At 70.7% G+C, this 15,497-nt stretch carries 16 protein-coding genes and 1 riboswitch; of the genes, 12 read left to right on the plus strand and 4 right to left on the minus strand.

The features are described from left to right. Positions 1-20: 20 nt before the first annotated feature. On the minus strand, positions 21-1,067 hold the full coding sequence (locus C5E06_RS01055) for an alpha/beta hydrolase (protein ID WP_258067456.1): 1,047 nt from the start codon (positions 1,065-1,067) through the stop codon (positions 21-23). A 170-nt stretch (positions 1,068-1,237) separates the two neighbouring features. Between C5E06_RS01055 and C5E06_RS01060 the strand changes: the two genes are divergently transcribed. The 9 genes from C5E06_RS01060 (at position 1,238) to C5E06_RS01100 (ending at position 10,751) form a co-directional block, all read left to right on the plus strand. Further along, positions 1,238-1,816 carry a hypothetical protein gene (locus C5E06_RS01060; protein ID WP_104305716.1) on the plus strand — a complete coding sequence of 193 codons (579 nt, stop codon included), beginning with the start codon at positions 1,238-1,240 and terminating at the stop codon, positions 1,814-1,816. 54 nt (positions 1,817-1,870) lie between these two features. Further along, the gene (locus C5E06_RS01065; RefSeq protein ID WP_104240012.1) at positions 1,871-2,572 is read left to right on the plus strand and encodes a lysophospholipid acyltransferase family protein; all 702 of its coding nucleotides are present in this window, start codon (positions 1,871-1,873) and stop codon (positions 2,570-2,572) included. Next, entirely contained in the window at positions 2,569-3,894 is a 1,326-nt protein-coding gene (locus C5E06_RS01070) for a glycosyltransferase family 2 protein (RefSeq protein ID WP_104305717.1), read from the plus strand. Before C5E06_RS01065 ends, C5E06_RS01070 begins: the two co-directional genes overlap by 4 nt. A gap of 22 nt (positions 3,895-3,916) precedes the next feature. Then, a complete protein-coding gene (locus C5E06_RS01075) occupies positions 3,917-4,735 on the plus strand; it encodes a hypothetical protein (protein WP_104305718.1) in 819 nt (272 codons plus the stop codon). A 140-nt stretch (positions 4,736-4,875) separates the two neighbouring features. Further along, positions 4,876-5,583: a copper resistance CopC family protein gene (locus tag C5E06_RS01080; protein ID WP_104305719.1), complete on the plus strand. Its 708-nt coding sequence runs from the start codon at positions 4,876-4,878 to the stop codon at positions 5,581-5,583. 49 nt (positions 5,584-5,632) lie between these two features. After that, positions 5,633-6,268: a copper chaperone PCu(A)C gene (locus tag C5E06_RS01085; RefSeq protein WP_258067457.1), complete on the plus strand. Its 636-nt coding sequence runs from the start codon at positions 5,633-5,635 to the stop codon at positions 6,266-6,268. Then, positions 6,268-7,506: a Dyp-type peroxidase gene (locus tag C5E06_RS01090; RefSeq protein WP_104305720.1), complete on the plus strand. Its 1,239-nt coding sequence runs from the start codon at positions 6,268-6,270 to the stop codon at positions 7,504-7,506. Before C5E06_RS01085 ends, C5E06_RS01090 begins: the two co-directional genes overlap by 1 nt. After that, positions 7,464-9,017: a PepSY domain-containing protein gene (locus C5E06_RS01095; protein WP_104305721.1), complete on the plus strand. Its 1,554-nt coding sequence runs from the start codon at positions 7,464-7,466 to the stop codon at positions 9,015-9,017. The genes C5E06_RS01090 and C5E06_RS01095 overlap by 43 nt, the downstream gene beginning before the upstream one ends. Before the next feature lie 60 nt (positions 9,018-9,077). Further along, on the plus strand, positions 9,078-10,751 hold the full coding sequence (locus C5E06_RS01100; RefSeq protein WP_104305722.1) for an HNH endonuclease signature motif containing protein: 1,674 nt from the start codon (positions 9,078-9,080) through the stop codon (positions 10,749-10,751). A gap of 31 nt (positions 10,752-10,782) precedes the next feature. Here C5E06_RS01100 and C5E06_RS01105 read toward each other — a convergent pair whose 3' ends face one another. Next, positions 10,783-11,736, minus strand: a complete 954-nt coding sequence (locus tag C5E06_RS01105; protein ID WP_104305723.1) for a manganese catalase family protein — start codon at positions 11,734-11,736, stop codon at positions 10,783-10,785. Positions 11,737-11,851: 115 nt separating this feature from the next. Beyond that, positions 11,852-13,177, minus strand: coding sequence for an APC family permease (locus tag C5E06_RS01110; protein WP_104305724.1), 1,326 nt, complete (start codon positions 13,175-13,177; stop codon positions 11,852-11,854). Between the two features lie 155 nt (positions 13,178-13,332). Continuing rightward, positions 13,333-13,399: riboswitch (guanidine-III (ykkC-III) riboswitch) on the plus strand. Between the two features lie 10 nt (positions 13,400-13,409). Between C5E06_RS01110 and C5E06_RS01115 the strand changes: the two genes are divergently transcribed. The 3 genes from C5E06_RS01115 (at position 13,410) to C5E06_RS01125 (ending at position 15,002) form a co-directional block, all read left to right on the plus strand. Next, positions 13,410-13,724 (plus strand): multidrug efflux SMR transporter, encoded by a 315-nt coding sequence (locus C5E06_RS01115; RefSeq protein ID WP_104240021.1) that lies wholly within the window; start codon positions 13,410-13,412, stop codon positions 13,722-13,724. Positions 13,725-13,726: 2 nt separating this feature from the next. Then, positions 13,727-14,080 (plus strand): multidrug efflux SMR transporter, encoded by a 354-nt coding sequence (locus tag C5E06_RS01120; protein ID WP_104305725.1) that lies wholly within the window; start codon positions 13,727-13,729, stop codon positions 14,078-14,080. A 151-nt stretch (positions 14,081-14,231) separates the two neighbouring features. Next, the gene (locus tag C5E06_RS01125; protein WP_146081268.1) at positions 14,232-15,002 is read left to right on the plus strand and encodes a lytic transglycosylase domain-containing protein; all 771 of its coding nucleotides are present in this window, start codon (positions 14,232-14,234) and stop codon (positions 15,000-15,002) included. Positions 15,003-15,062: 60 nt separating this feature from the next. Here the strand turns inward: C5E06_RS01125 and C5E06_RS01130 are convergent, their stop codons facing one another. Continuing rightward, positions 15,063-15,458, minus strand: coding sequence for a hypothetical protein (locus C5E06_RS01130; protein ID WP_104240023.1), 396 nt, complete (start codon positions 15,456-15,458; stop codon positions 15,063-15,065). Positions 15,459-15,497 lie beyond the last annotated feature (39 nt).

Raw genomic sequence — 15,497 nt, forward strand, 5'->3', positions numbered from 1 at the left:
GGCGGGCGGCGCGGCGGCGGTCAGGCAGCCGACGTGACCGACTTCAGGAAGTCGATCGTCGAGGCGAGCGCGCTCTGCGCATCCGCCCCCTCGAGCTTGAACTGGTACTCGTGCTGCAGCGCGGGCTGGTGCTCGTCCGGGTAGAAGACGGTCGTGACCGGCACGCCGAGCCCCTGCAGCTTCGCCGCGAACGGCTGCGACTGGTTCGAGGTGAGCGGGTCTGCGTTTCCGCCGGAGATCCACGTCTGCGGGAAGTCGGCGGTCACCGAGTCGAGGGTCGACATCTCGAGGCCGCCGGGCGTCTGCGACCAGTCCTTCTCACCCAGGTAGGCCCACAGCGCGACGCGGAAGCCGTAGCCGCCGAGGCCAGGCGCGTCCGGGATGCCGCTCACGTCGTAGATGCCGCAGTTCAGCACCATCCCGGCGATCTGCTCGCCGGCGAGCGCTGGCGTCAGACCGACGAGCTCGGCGTAGTCGGGGTTCGTGGCGAGCGTCGCGAGCTGGCTCGCGAGCTGCGCGCCCGCGGAGTCGCCGGCGAGGACGATACGGTTCGGGTCGATGTTGTACTCGGCTGCGTGCTCGATGAGGTGCGCGAGCGCGTCGTTCAGCTGCGTGAGCGCCGTCGGGTACGTGGCCTCGGGGGCCACCGTGTAGTTCAGGGCGACCGTCGTGAACCCCTCGGCGGCGAGGATCTGCACGTACGGGTCGACGTTCTGCTTGCCGCCGGAGATCCACGCGCCCCCGTGGATCCACACGACCGTCGGCAGTGCCTCGCTCGTGCCAGCGGGGGAGTACAGGTCGAAGCTCGTGTCCGATCCGTCGTCGCCGTAGGGGACGTCGAGCTGCGCCTGCAGGGTGTCGGCGGTCGGCGCGAACGCCTCCATCTCGGTGATGGTGCGCTTCGCGTCGAGCTCGAACAGGGCGCGGATGAGCATGGCAGCTGGCCAGGGGGTCGACACCCAGATGATCGCGCCCACGAGCCCGGCCGAGAGCACGCCGAGGGGCACCGTCCTGCTCTTCCGGCGGTACCAGGGCTTCTTCGGCGTGACACTCGGGTGGATGCTCACCCGGCCATTCTTTCAGTACCGCGGTCCATGTAAACGCACGTCGCCGTGTTGTCGGCGGTACTCGGCATGCAATAGCGTGCAGATCACCCCTCCCTCGATGCAGCGATGCAGCACTGACCGCTCAGATCGGCAGTGGTGCTGCGGGCATCCCGACGCCGATCGGACCGTGCATGTACGCCCTCCTCGTGATCCTCCAGACAGTGGTGCTGCCGCTGATCTTCGGCGGCGTCCACCTGGGCGTCGCGGGCGGGAACCCGGCCATCGTGTTCGGGATCTGGTTCGCGTTCTGGGGTGTGGGGATACGCCTCATCGTCGCCGGCATCAGCCAGCTCACGAACCCGCGGCGCACCACGCAGACGATTCTCGGGGCGGCGCACGACGACGCGGAAGACGCTCCTGACGACGACGACGACGCCGCCGTGCGGGACGAGACGGGAACCGGAACCGGAACCGGAACCGGTGCCGCGACCGACACGATGATGAAGACCGGAGCGGCGACCGCGCAGGTCGTGCAAGAGCTCGGCCTCGCCAACCTCAGCCTCGGCGTGGTCGCACTCGTCTCGTCGCTCGTCCCCGGCTGGGGGCTCATCGGCGCGCTCCCTGGGGCGATCTACCTCGGCCTCGCGGGCCTGCGCCACCTCGCGAAGCGCGGCAAGAGCACGAACGAGCTCGTCGCCACCTGGACGGACCTGCTGGTCTTCCTGCTCGTCGTCGGGGGCATCGTCGCCGCCGGCCTGCGCGGCTGGTGAGCATCCACCCGACCGGCCTGTCGCTCCCTCGCCTGCGATAGCGTCGAGCACACCATGATGCTTCGCCTGGCCCGCGCACTGCTCGTGCGCAGCGCTGTGCGCGACGTGCGGACGGGGCTGCTCTCGATCGCCGTCACGGGCACGCCCCCGGCGGGCGGGGCGGTGCTCGCCGCGAACCACGGCTCCTGGTGGGACGCCTATCTCATCGGCCTCTTCGCCAGGAACGTCGGCTCCGACGTGGCGGTCATGATGGGCGACGAGCAGCTGCAGCGCTTCCCGTTCCTGAGGCTGGTCGGGGCCGTGCCTCCGCGCGCGCTCCGCACCCTCGTCGCCCGCGCCCGTGCGGGCGACTGGGCGCTGATCTTCCCCGAGGGCGAGTTGCGCGCCGGACGCGGCCTGTCCGCCCTGCACCCTGGTGCCGAGTGGGTCGCGGAGCGAGCTGGGGTGCCGCTTGTGCCCGTCGCGATCCGCGTCGTCCTGCGGGGCGCCGCGAAGCCGGAGGCGTTCATCCGCTTCGGCGCACCAGTGCGCCCGGAGCAGCTCCGGGCGGCGCTCGCGTCGATGCTCGACGAGCTCGACCGGGCGCTCGACGCCGCCGATCCCGCCCGCCCGCTCCCCGGGTACCGGGTCGTGTTCGACGCGCAGCGCTTCCGCCGAGACCGGGTCGGGATCGCCGGGCGGATGCTCGCCTACCTGACGAGGCCCGAGGGCTTCGGGATGCGCCGCGGCGGGGCGCGCGGCAGGGGGCGCGGGTGAACCGGGGGCTCGCGAGCCGCGCCGTCGCTGGAATCGCGCTCGCCTACCTCGGTGCACGGTCCGTCGTGCTGCTCGCGAACCTGCTGACGCAGCCGAGCCTGCGGGCCGGCGCACCAGCTCGGGAGCCTGCTCCTCGCGTTTCGCTTTTGATCCCCGCCCGCGACGAGGAGGCGACCCTGCAGGAGACGCTGCCAGGGTTCCTCGGGCAGGGCGCCGATGAGGTCGTCGTGCTCGACGACGAGTCGAGCGATGCGACGAGGGCCCTCAGCGAGTCGGCGGGCGCCCGAGTGCTCGGCGGCGCGCCCCGCCCCGACGGCTGGACGGGCAAGAACTGGTCGTGCGCGCAGCTCGCAGAGGCAGTTGCTCCCGCTCCCGCTCCCGCTCCTTTTCCCGGTCGTGCCGCTCCCGGTCCCGCTGGTCGCGCAAGCCAGTGTCCAACTTCGGTGCAGAATCCGCCCGCAACGCCCGCTGCGGGCCGAGAACACTCGGAATCGCACCGATGTTGGTCAGGAGATCCTGAAGCAGCCGAGGCAGACGCAGACGCAGACGCCGTCGCGCGGCACCCGAGCGACGTGCTGGTGTTCACCGACGCCGACGTGCGCTGGAGCCCCGGCGCGCTCGATGCGCTGCTGGCCACCATGCGCGAGTCCCGCGCCGATCTGCTCACGGTGTTCCCGCGCCAGGAGACGCGGACGCTCGGCGAGCGGCTCATCACCCCGTTGAACGACGCCGTCGTGCTCGGCTCGGTGCCCGTGGCCCTGCAGCACCGGCGCGCGCCGGTCGTCGCGAACGGCCAGGTCATGGCGTTCACCCGCGCCGCCTACGACCGCATCGGGGGCCACACCGCCGTGAGCGGGGAGCTCGTCGAGGACATGCGCCTCGCCGAGCGGATGCGCGCCGCTGGCGGGCGGGTTGTCGTCGCGCGCGGCGGAACCGCCATCGCCGTGCGCATGTACGACGGCTACGGCAGCTCCGTGCGCGGCTTCGCGAAGTCGCTCCTCGGCCTCCACCACGGCTCGCGAGCGCTCATGGCGGTGACGAGCCTCCTCACGGTCTGCGTCTACACGCTGCCCTGGGTGCTGCGCGTGTGGCCGGGTGCCCAAGCCAGCGCGGGCAGGGGCGCGACTGCCCGCATCCTGCACTTCGTCCGCATCGCCGGGCTCCTCGATCGCACCCTCGTGAGCGTCATCACGGGGAGATACCGGCCGCTCGACCTGGCGGAGGGGATCCTGGGCCCGATCAGTCCGCTGCTCGTGCTGCCCGTCTACGCGCTGGCCGGGCGACGCCGTGTCGCATGGAAGGGCCGCGTCTACGAGGCGTAGAAGAGCCGCCTAGACTTGAGGGGTGACCTCGACCGGCCTGCTGACACCCGCCATGGGTGAAGTGGAGCTGCGAGGCACCGATCTCGACTTCGGCACCGATCTCGACGTCGAGGCCGGCCTGGCCGCGCCCGTCGATCAGCGCCCGCGCGATGCCGCCCGGGTCCGCCGCGTGCAGCTCGCGTTCGTCGCTGCCTCCGTCTCCACGTTCATCGCGCTTGCCTCGCACGTCCTCGCGGGTGGCGGGATGCCGGGCCTCCTCGGCGTCGCCTTCCCGTTCGGCCTTGCCGTGCTCGCGTGCCTGCTGCTCGCGCGCATCCGCACCGACTCGCTGCGCCTGGCCCTGTCGGTCGGGGCCAGCCAGTTCCTCTTCCACACGCTCTTCGTGCTCGGCACGCCGTCCGCGGCCGTCGGCGCGGGGTCGGCGGCGGATGCGCACGCCGGCCACGGCCAGCTCGCCGCAGCCTCCGCCATGGCTGACTTCGCGTCGAGCGCGGGCAGCGCGGTTCCCTCTGGCGCGGCGCTGCACCTGGCCCACGACGGCGCGCTCATGTGGGCGATGCACGCCGTGGCCGCGGTGCTGACGGCCCTCGCCCTCTTCTTCGGCGAGACGCTCGTCGCGAGCCTCGCCAGGGCGAAGGACGCGGCAGTCGAACTGCTGCTGCCGTTGCTGCGCACGATCTTCCTCCTCCTCGCCCGAGGCGCGCGCCCCATGGCGACCGTCGACTCGGCGCCACTCGACCTGCCCTGGGTGCCGTCGCTGACGGTTCGCGCCGGGCGCACGCAGCCGCGACGCGGCCCGCCCGCGCCCCAGCGACCCTCAACGTTCGCGACCCCGAGCTAGCACCGCATTCCCTCACCTCCTCTTCCACGGGGGAGGCACTCCGGTGCGGGTCGGCGTCGAACTTTCTCCGTCCGCGGCAGCCGCGCGCCCACTGCGCGCTCGGTTCGCGTGCGGTCGGACAGACCCGAGGAATTCTCGAGATGTCAATCGACTCAACTTCCCTTTCCACGACCCAAGCACTCCTCCCACCGACCACCGAACCGAAGCGCGCCCTCCGCGCGGCCGCCGCAGTGCTCGCGCTGCTCGTGGCCTGCCTCCTGGGCTTTGCCGGCGCGGCCCCCGCGCAGGCGCACGACCAGCTCATCGAGAGCGCACCAGCGCCGGGGGCGGCGCTCGACGCGGCACCCGCCGACGTCACGCTCCGCTACTCCGCCGACATCATGGACATCGGGCCGATGATCGTCCTCGAGGACGCCGACGGCACCGCCTGGGCGACCGGCGAACCGGTCATCGACGGCTCCGCGGTCACGAGCACCATCGACGACGCGCTGCCGGACGGCTCCTACACCATCAACTGGCGCGTCGTCTCGTCAGACGGGCACCCGATCACTGGCACGATCCCGTTCACGGTCGGCGATGCGAGTGCAGCGGATGCGCTCGCCGCCGAGGCCGCCACACCGGTGCCGAGCGAGGCGGCCGTGCCGGACGCCGACTCGGCCCCTGCCTCGGAGTCCGACTCCGGCGCGACGACCGGGCCCACGGCCGAGGTCACCTCCCGGTCGGCGTTCGACGTGCCGCGGCTGCTCCTCATCGGCGGGCTGGGCGCGGTCGTCGCGCTCGGCGTCGCCTGGGTGATCGTCCGCTCCCGCAAGGGCGCCCAGCAGGACGGCGACGCCGATGCGCGCTGACTCGGCCGCCCAACACCTTCACTTCTCCTCCCGAAAAGGAACCCCACTCATGGCCAGCACGACCAGCATGACGACCACCACCACCCGCCCCCTCGCAGCAGCGGCGTTCCTCGCGGCCGCCGCACTCACCCTCACTGGGTGCGCGACGGCAAGCACCGCGACCGGGGCTGATGCCGATTCGGCGACGCCCGCCGCCGACTCCGTCACCGTCGAGAACACCTGGGTCAAGGCCGAGGACTCCGGCATGTCCGCCGCATTCGGCGAGATCGAGAACACGGGGGCCGGGGACGTGACGATCGTCTCGGTCGCGAGCCCGGCATCCACCGCCCTCGAGCTGCACGAGACCGTCGCGAACGAGACCGGCGAGATGACGATGCGCGAGAAGGGCGGCGGATTCACGATCGCCGCCGGCGAAGCGCTCACCCTCGAGCCCGGCGGCAACCACATCATGCTCATGGACCTGCCGGAGCCCATCGTCGCGGGGGACGAGATCACGTTCACCCTCACGTTCTCGGACGACTCGACGCTCGACTTCACCGCCCCTGCCAAGGACTACGCGGGCGCCAACGAGACCTACGAAGACGGCGACATGGATGACATGGGCGGCAACATGGAGATGGACAACAGCGACCACGCCGACCACAGCGACCACGCCGACCACAGCGACCACGCGGACAACAGCTGATGCACGGCGACCAGAGCCCTGGTCGCACCCGCCCGACCCGGCGGCAGCTCCTCTTCGGAGGAGCTGTCGCCGGGTTCGGCGCGGCCGCGGCCATCGGCGCAGACCAGGCGCTCCGCCTCGCGGCACCCGTTGCGAGCCAGGACGACAGCGTTCCCGTTCCCCTGCCGGGGGACGACACCGTGCCGTTCTACGGCCAGCATCAGGCCGGCATCGCGACACCGCCGCAGGCGCACGCGACACTCGTGGCCCTCTACCTGCGCGACGGCACCGACCGCGACGCGCTGCGCCGCCTCATGCAGCTCCTCACCGACGACGCGGCGAGGCTCGCACGCGGCGAACCGGCGCTCGCCGACTCGGAACCCGAGCTCGCGCAGGTGCCCGCGAACCTCACGGTCACGTTCGGGTTCGGGCCGGAGTTCGTCCGCCGCGCCTCCACCTCCTCGACGCAGGCCCCCGCCTGGCTGAGGCCACTCCCCGCCTTCGGGATCGACCGCCTCGAGGACGCGTGGAACGACGGCGACCTGCTCCTGCAGGTCGCCGCCGACGACCCGTTCACCGTCGCCCACGCGCTGCGGATGCTGCTGAAGGACACCCGCAGCTTCGCGACCGTGCGGTGGACGCAGCCCGGATTCCGCCGGGCACGCGGCTCCGAGGCATCCGGCACGACGATGCGGAACCTGTTCGGGCAGGTCGACGGCACCGTCAACCCCGCGCCGCCGACCGTCGACTTCGAGCAGCTCGTGTGGATCACGGAAGGCGCGTTCGCGGGAGGGACGGGCATGGTGGTGCGGCGCATCAGCATGGACCTCGACAAGTGGGACAGGCTCGACCGCAGCGGCCGCGAGCAGTCGGTCGGGCGCACCCTCGCGAACGGGGCCCCGCTCACCGGAACCCAGGAGCACGACGAGCCCGACTTCACCGCCAAGAACGCCGCGGGATTCCCCGTCATCGCCGAGTTCTCGCACCTGCGGCGGGCGCGGTCGGAGAACACGGCGGAGCGGTTCTTCCGCCGCGGCTACAACTACGACGACGCCCCGAGCGGCGAGCAGATCTCGAACTCCGGCCTGCTCTTCATCTCATTCCAGGCGGACGTGGACGCGCAGTTCGTGCCCGTGCAGCGGCGCCTCGACGAGCTCGATCTGCTCAACGAGTGGACGACGCCGATCGGCTCCGCGGTGTTCGCCATCCCACCCGGATGCGCGGAAGGCGGCTACATCGGAGAGGGGATCCTCGCGTGAGCGCTGCGCGTCCGACTCCACGGCGAGGCTGGTTCGCTCAGCTGCTGATGCGCCTCCACTTCTTCGCCGGCGTGTTCGTCGGCCCGTTCATCCTCATCGCGGCGCTGAGCGGCGCACTGTACGCGCTGACACCGCAGATCGAGCAGCTCGTGTACGACCGCGAGCTGCACGCGCCGACGGCGGACGAGTACCTGCCGCTCGCCGAGCAGATCGAGGCGGCCGACGCCTACATCGGGGACGGTGCGGCCGGTGCGGCCGGTGCGGACGGTGCAGCCCCGGCGATCGTCGCGGTGCGGCCGGCCCCGGAACCCGGCGACACGACGCGAGTCATGTACGCGGATGCCGGGCTGGGGGAGAGCACGACCAGAGCCGTCTTCGTCGATCCCGCGACCGCCGAGGTGCGCGGGGACCTGCCCGTGTATGGCACCTCGGGCTCCCTGCCGTTCCGAACCTGGGTCTCCGACCTGCACCGCAGCCTCCACCTCGGCGATGCCGGCAGGCTCTACAGCGAGCTCGCGGCGTCTTGGCTCGGGGTCGTCGCACTCGCCGGAGCTGGCCTCTGGGCCACCAGGTATCGGCGGGCTCGCCGTGCGAAGCGGACGTCGCAGCAGCGCGAGCTGCTGCGGCCGAACCTCGCTGCGAAAGGGTTCGTTCGCACGCGCAGCCTGCACGCATCCACCGGCATCTGGGTGCTCGTCGGGGCCCTCTTCCTGTCGGTCACGGGCATCACCTGGTCGCAGTACGGCGGGGCGAACTTCAGTGAGCTGCGCGCCGCCGTGGGCTGGACGACGCCGTCGGTCAGTACGAGCCTCGACGGCGCGGGCAGCCCTGCTGCCGGCGAGCACGACGAGCACGACGAGCACGCCGGGCACGGGCACGGTCACGGTGCGCCGACGCCGAGTGCCGACGTCGCAGCGCTGAGCCCGCGCGCCTACGACTCGGTGCTGTCGGTCGCGCACGAGGTGAACGTCAACACGGGGCTCGTGGAGATCAGGCCGCCGGCCGAGCCGGGCACGGCGTGGGTCGTGCAGGAGATCCAGCGCAGCTTCCCGACCGAGGTGGATGCGGTGGCCATCGATGGCGCGACGATGCAGGTCGTCGACCGGGTCGACTTCGCCGAGTTCGGGCCGGTCGCGAAGCTCAGTCGGTGGGGCATCGACCTGCACATGGGCTCCATGTTCGGCCTCGCCAACCAGCTCGTGCTGTTCGCCGTCGCCATCGGCATCGCGGCGATGGTCGTGTGGGGCTACGCCATGTGGTGGCAGCGGCGCCCGAAGCACGACCCGTCGCGTCGTGTCGGCGCGTCTCCACCGCGGGGAGCGCTCCGGCGCGCGCCGTGGTGGGGCGTCCTGCTCGTGCTGGCGGGTGCGGCAGCGGTCGGGGTGTTCCTGCCGCTCATGGGAGCCAGCCTCGCCGCGTTCCTGCTGGTCGACCTCGCCGTTGGCGTGGTCGGGCGTCGGCGTCGGCGTCGGGGAAGGGAGCGCAGCAGAACTCCTCATCTTCAGCGGTGAGTTTCGAGCGTGTCGTCGGACCGGACCAAGAATGTCGGTGGTTCGGGGGAAGCTGGTCGCATGATCGATGAAGCGCTCGCAACGAGGATCCCGGAAGGGTGGATGCCACCTGCCCAGATGGTCGAGCGCGTGCGCAACCTCGAGCGCTTCCTGCTGGTCTCCCTGATCGCCGAGGCGAACGCCGACGTGGCCCGCGCGCAGGCAGAGCAGGCGCGCGTCTACGCGCTGGCGGCACGAACCGGGGTCGCTGAAGATGAGCGAGCGGGCACCCTCGAGCAGGAGTGGGCGCTGCGGTCGTGGAAGGCGGAGATCGCGGCGGTCACGAACACCTCGAGGCAGGCCGTCGCGAGCATCATGGGCCGCTCGGCGGTTCTCACGGAGGACTTCCCGCTTGTGCACGCGGCGCTCGCGGCCGGTGAGGTGTCGATGGCGCACGCGCGCATCGTGTGCGAGGCGGGCACGATCATCGTGCACGAAGACCCAGCGGAACAGGCCGCGCGGCGTGAGCTGCTCGTGCAGGTTGCGCTCGAGAAGGCCCGGTCGACGTCGCCGGGCAGGTTGAAGGACTTCGCGATCAAGCAGGCCGAGCGACTGACGGCTTCGTCGCTGGAGGAACGCTACGACCAGGCGATGGGGTCGCGGGCTGTGCTCGTCACGCGCGAGGCGGACGGCATGGCGTCGCTTGGCGCGCGGCACTCGCTGCCGGTGCTCACGGCGATCGACGGGCGCTTGTCCGAAATTGCGAAGTCCATCATCGCGGCGAGGGGCGGCGAATCCGACGACCCGCGAACCTTCCACCAGGTGCGGGCCGACGTGTTCGCCGAGCTGCTCCTCACCGGCGAGCTGACGTCCTGCCCGGCTGCGGCAGGCATCACCGCGAAGGCATCGGTCACGATGCCGGTGCTGACGATGCTCGACGCCAGGGCAGGCGACGGCAGCTCGCTCGAGACGACTCCCGCGCTTCTGGACGGCGTGACGCCGATCCCGATGAGCGTCGCCAAGGCCCTCGCCGCCAACGCACCGAGCTTCGAGCGCATCCTGACCCACCCGATCACGGGAACGGTCGTCGAGGTCGACCGCTATCGGCCGACCAAGGAGATGCGTGCGTGGCTGCGCGCTCGAGACGTGCACTGCCGGTTCCCGGGGTGCCGCCTCCCCGCCGACAAATGCGACCTCGACCACACGATCCCGGCGTCCGAGGGCGGGCCGACGAGCCTCGTCAACCTCGCCGGGCTGTGTCGCTGGAACCACACGGTGAAAGGCAACACGGCCTGGCGGGTCCGCCAGCTGCCGGGCGGGGTCCTCGAGTGGACCTCGCCCAGCGGCATCGTCCTGGTCGACGCTCCTGAACCGCGCGGCGTCACCTTCGGGCCCTCGCCGGGCGGTGCGCCCGGCATCGAGATCCGCGGGAGCACCTACCGGGTGCAACCGCCGGGATCTGCGCCTGGCCCGTTCTCCGGCCCGTTCTCTGGCCCGGCTTCTGGTCCAGTCGCTGGCCCAGACGCTGACTCGGCTTCTGGCCCGTCGACCGGCCCGGCTTCTGGCCCGGCGCTTGGCCCGTCGGCTGGCCCGGCGACCGGCCCGGCGCCCGGCCCGTCCGCTGGCCCGGCGCCCGGCCCGTCCGCTGGCCCGGCGACCGGCCCGTCCGCTGGCCCGGCGCCCGGCCCGGCTTCTGGCCCGGCGACCGGCCCGTCGCCTGACCCAGCCTCTGGCGTCGACCCTCCGCCGTTCTGACCGGGGCCGGTCGCGCTGCCCTGTCTTCGCTCTACTTCGTTGTCGGCCCGTAGAACCCGTTGACCTCCGACAGCTCGAGCTCGGCCGTCGCCTGGATGAGGGCGAGCAGCTCGGCGTCGAGCCCCGGCGCGAACTCCTCGAGACGCGCGTCGGCGATGAACGACGGGGCACCTGCCGGCGACTGCTCGGAGGCGTCCAGCGTCGTCCCGTCGTTCGAGGGCGACGCTCCCTGGAAGATCTTGCCCGCCTCCGACTTGCCGTCGAGGTCGAACGAGTACTGCTTGCTCTGCAACCCCAGGTCGAGGAGCTCCTTCACCTCGGGGAACGCCTCGGCGTTCGTCTTGGGGATGGGCAGCAGCGACTTCCAGCTCACGCCGAGCGTCTCCAGCGCCCGCGCGTAGGCGTTCTCGTGCGCCTGATCGCGCACGATGAGGTAGGCGATCGTGCCGCGCGCCGTCGGGTTGTCGGTCATCTCGTAGATGCGGCACTTCTGCAGGCGCCCCGTCGACTCGAGCATGAGGTTGTACAGCAGGTCGAGGGGCAGGTTGCCGGAGTTGTACACGTAGCTGCCGCTCCACGGGTTGCCGGCCGCGTCCACCGGCAGCGCACCCTGCGCACCCACGAGATAGTGGTGGATGTTGCTCGTGTCGAGCGCGATCTTCAGCGGCGTCGCGCCGCCGGAGCCCGGCTTGTCGACTGGGTCGGTGAGCTTGCCCGTGTACTCGGGGGAGCCGTCGAGGAGGCGCGAGATCGTCGTCCCGATGAGCTCGACGTGGCTGATCTCCTCCGTGCCGATGCCCTGGATGAGGTCGCGGTAGGGCTTCGCGGTGGGGCCCCGGAAGTTCATCGCCTGGAAGAGGTACTGCATCATGGTGCGCATCTCGCCGAACTGCCCACCGAGCCCCTCCTGGAGCGCGTTCGCCGCTGCGGGGTCTGGCTCGCCGTCGGCGATGTCATTGATCCAGGTCTGTGCGTGGAAGTACATGGGTGTCTCCTCGTCATCGAGCGCGACGCCAAGAAGACGCCGCTGTCGCAACCAGACCAAGCCGCCCTGTGTTTCCCCGTGGGGGTATCGCGAATGCCCGCGGGGGTGTAGAACCTCAGTCCCTCGTCCGTGTTCGCCGCGCGAAGCGCAGCACGACGTACGTGACGAGCCCGACCGCGACGATGATCCCGCCGCGCAGCCACACCTCGCCGCTCTGCTGCGTGAGCAGGACGATGCAGGAGATGATCGCGAGCACGGGCAGCGCCGTCCAGGCTCGGAAGTGGGCGTGCTCGACCTTGTCGCGACGCAGCACGAGCACGGCGAGGTTGGTGCTGATGAACACGATGAGCAGCAGGATGACGACGGTCTCGGCGAGCACGGCGATGCCGCCGGTTGCGGTGAGCACGATGGCGCAGACGGTGGTGACGATGATGGCGACCCACGGGGTGCGCCTCCCGGGGAGCACACGCCCGAGCATCCGGGGCAGCAGGCCCTGCCCCGCCATGCCGTAGGTGAGGCGGCTCGCCATGATCATGGTCAGCAGCGCTCCGTTGGCGACCGCGATGAGGGCGATCGCGCTGAACAGCCAAGCCGGAACCGGCACACCGGTCGCCTCGATGACGTCGAGCAGCGGGCCGGTGGACTCGGCGAGCTCGCCAGCTGGCACGGCGATGGATGCTGCGGTGCCGACGAGCATGTACATGAAGCCGGCGGTGAGCAGCGAGAAGAAGAGAGCCTTCGGGTACACCTTCGACGGTTCGCGCACCTCCTCGATGAGGTTCGCCGAGGTCTCGAATCCGACGTAGGAGTAGTAGGCGAGCAGGGCCGCGCCGAGCACGGCCGGGAGCGGGCTGATGCCGTCGCCGAATGACACTGCCCGGCCGATGTCACCACCGCCGTTGCTGACGAGCACCCCCACGAGGACCACGACCAAGACGAGACCGGTGAGCTCGATGCACGTCATGATGATGTTCGAGCGCAGCGATTCCTTGATGCCGCGGAGGTTGACGAGGGCGATGAGCACAAGCAGCAGGGATGCGCCGACCACGGGCGGCAGATCGACGAACGTGGCCAGGTAGTCGCCGCTGAACGCGAGTGCGAGGCTCGCCGCGCTCACGACGCCGGCCGCGAGCATGCAGAAGCCCACCATGAAGGACACGAACTCCGAGCGGTAGGCGCGCTGCGCGAACACCGCGGAGCCGCCCGCCTTCGGGTACTTCGTGACGAGCTCCGCGTACGACGCCGCTGTGAGCAAGGCCAGGCCGAGGGCGACGAGCAGCGGCAGCCAGGTGACGCCGCCGACCTCGCCTGAGATCGTGCCGACGAGGGCGTAGATCCCGGCCCCGAGCACGTCGCCGAGGATGAACACGAAGAGCAGCAGCCCCGTGACGTCGCGTTTGAGTGCCGGAGTCTGCGATGGGGGCTGCGTGGTTGGGGACATGCTCAGAGTCTGTGCCGCGTCGGGATGGATGCCCCCGCCCCTTGTCAGGTGCGCCGTGGTGTGCATCCGACGGTGTGGATCGGCAGCCCCTGTGCATCCGCAGCGACCGCGCCTCAGGCCTGGCCAATGGTCCTGGCTGTTGCTACCCTTGGATGTTGAAGCCCCGGAATCGGGCTTGCGGACGAGGGAGCAGTACCCGCACCACGACAAGACTGACTCAGAAGGAGCCGTCGTGGCTTGGTTCGTGTTGATTCTGTCTGGAATGCTGGAGGCCGTCTGGGCCTCAGCGCTCTCCGCCTCGAAGGGCTTCAAGAAGCCCGTCCCCGTCGTCGTGTTCCTCGTGTCGCTCACGATCAGCATGGCCGGCCTCGCCTGGGCCATGACGCAGCTGCCCACCGGCACCGCCTACGCGGTCTGGGTCGGCATCGGCGCGACCCTCACCGTCGTCTGGGCCATGGTCACGAAGCAGGAACGCGTCTCGGTCGCCCGAGTCCTCCTGCTCCTCCTGCTCGTCGGCTCCGTCATCGGCCTCAAGGTGGTGAGCTGACCATGGCGTGGATCGCGCTTGTCATCAGCGGCATCCTCGAAGCCGTCTGGGCCACCGCCCTCGGCCAGTCGGACGGGTTCACGCAGCTCGGCCCGACGATCGTCTTCTTCGTCGGGGTCGTGCTCAGCATGCTGGGCCTCGGGTGGGCCGCGGCTCGCATCCCGATCGGCACCGCCTACGCCGTGTGGGTCGGCATCGGGGCGGCGCTCACCGTCATCTACGCGATGGCGACGGGCGACGAAGCGTTCTCTCCGTGGAAGGCCGTGTTCATCTCCGGCATCATCCTGGCCGTCATCGGGCTGAAGCTCGTGCCGGAGAAGAAGGCTGGGCTGGCCGAAGAAGCCGAACGCGCCTGAGCGCGTTCGGCGCGCATCCAGTCGGGTGTCCGTGGTCGCACGTACGCTGAGCCTTTCGGCCCCAGCCAGCCGCCGACCCCCGCCGCCGACCCCAGGAAGGGCCAGCATCATCGCCTCGTCTGCCAGCACCCCCGCTCGCACCCGTCTGCTCATGACCCTGGGTGTCGGCGTCGCGTCCGCTTCGCTGCTGACGGGATGCGCCGGGTCCTTCTTCTCACCCGCCTACGGCGAGGACGAGGTCGGCAGCGGGGAGGCTCAGGTGCAGACGGAGCCGGAACTCGACCCCGCGGCCGAGGGCTACCCGGCGGCGCCTGCGCAGGCCCTGCCCGAGTCGGCGGGGTACGGGATCTGGGATGTGCCGCTCGCCGAGCTCGCAGCTCCGGCCTGGGTGCAGGCGACCTCGGAGGCGACGGGCATCCCGACCAGGGCGCTCTCGGCGTACGCGGGAGCCGCGATCCGCGTCTCGGAGACACGTCCGGAGTGCGGCATCGGCTGGAACACCCTCGCCGGTATCGGGGCCGTCGAGTCCCGACACGGCACGTACGGCGGGTCTCAGGTACTGGATTCGGGTCAGGTCGAGCCGCGCATCATCGGCGTGCCGCTCGATGGCAGCGCAGGGTTCCTCGCCATCCCGGACACCGACGGCGGTGCCCTCGATGAGGACACGGAATGGGACCGCGCCGTCGGCCCCATGCAGTTCATCCCGGAGACGTGGGCGAAGTTCGGGCAGGACGCGAACTTCGACGGGGTCGCCGACCCGCACCACATCGACGACGCCGTGCAGACGGCGGCCGCCTACCTGTGCGAGCGGGGTGGCGAGCTCACGAGCGATGACGGCTGGAACACCGCGATCTCCGCCTACAACCTCCCGGCCGAGTACGCACGCGAGGTCGCCGGCTACGCCGTGCTCTACGCCCCGTAGGGGTTCAGAGCAACCGCGGAGGGAGGCGAGAATGCGTCGAACGGGGAGCGGAATGCGGGCTCAGTTGCCGGGGAGTGAGATCTTGACCTGATCGCCTTGTGTCGTGCATTTCAGGGAGAACGCTTCTGCGCCTGAGTAGGAGACCACCCAATTCATTCCGTCCTGGTGCACCTGAGGCGCGAGGTGTCCGAAGATCGCCTCGTAGGAAGACACCTCCGGGTCGCTACCGAAGATCGGCCCGGCGTACTTGTCTTTGATCGCGGTCACGCACTTGCTGATCGCCTCTTCGCGAGTCAGCTCAAGCGCGGGCTCGATCGTGTACTCCGCGACGAGCGTCGCGGTCGGGCTGGGCTCTGCCTCCTGTGCAGTATCGAGCGCCGTGCAACCGCTGAGCGCTAGTGGGGCGATTGCGAGCCCAGCGACGAGGGATGCCAGACGGAAGAAGTCGACGCGCATTGATGCTCCCCGTCTGCCGGCTCTCTGCCAGCTGTCGCT

Origin of the sequence: Pseudoclavibacter sp. RFBI5, from assembly GCF_002931395.1 — a bacterium.
Taxonomy (GTDB): domain Bacteria; phylum Actinomycetota; class Actinomycetes; order Actinomycetales; family Microbacteriaceae; genus Pseudoclavibacter.

Excerpts from the sequence above, each read along its gene's own strand:
- C5E06_RS01100 (WP_104305722.1), top strand. The coding sequence starts at position 9,078 with ATGATCGATGAAGCGCTCGCAACGAGGATCCCGGAAGGGTGGATGCCA.
- C5E06_RS01130 (WP_104240023.1), bottom strand. The coding sequence starts at position 15,458 with ATGCGCGTCGACTTCTTCCGTCTGGCATCCCTCGTCGCTGGGCTCGCA.
- C5E06_RS01105 (WP_104305723.1), bottom strand. The coding sequence starts at position 11,736 with ATGTACTTCCACGCACAGACCTGGATCAATGACATCGCCGACGGCGAG.
- C5E06_RS01085 (WP_258067457.1), top strand. The coding sequence starts at position 5,633 with ATGGCCAGCACGACCAGCATGACGACCACCACCACCCGCCCCCTCGCA.
- C5E06_RS01095 (WP_104305721.1), top strand. The coding sequence starts at position 7,464 with ATGCGCGGAAGGCGGCTACATCGGAGAGGGGATCCTCGCGTGAGCGCT.
- C5E06_RS01060 (WP_104305716.1), top strand. The coding sequence starts at position 1,238 with ATGTACGCCCTCCTCGTGATCCTCCAGACAGTGGTGCTGCCGCTGATC.
- C5E06_RS01090 (WP_104305720.1), top strand. The coding sequence starts at position 6,268 with ATGCACGGCGACCAGAGCCCTGGTCGCACCCGCCCGACCCGGCGGCAG.
- C5E06_RS01110 (WP_104305724.1), bottom strand. The coding sequence starts at position 13,177 with ATGTCCCCAACCACGCAGCCCCCATCGCAGACTCCGGCACTCAAACGC.
- C5E06_RS01125 (WP_146081268.1), top strand. The coding sequence starts at position 14,232 with ATGACCCTGGGTGTCGGCGTCGCGTCCGCTTCGCTGCTGACGGGATGC.
- C5E06_RS01065 (WP_104240012.1), top strand. The coding sequence starts at position 1,871 with ATGATGCTTCGCCTGGCCCGCGCACTGCTCGTGCGCAGCGCTGTGCGC.
- C5E06_RS01120 (WP_104305725.1), top strand. The coding sequence starts at position 13,727 with ATGGCGTGGATCGCGCTTGTCATCAGCGGCATCCTCGAAGCCGTCTGG.
- C5E06_RS01080 (WP_104305719.1), top strand. The coding sequence starts at position 4,876 with ATGTCAATCGACTCAACTTCCCTTTCCACGACCCAAGCACTCCTCCCA.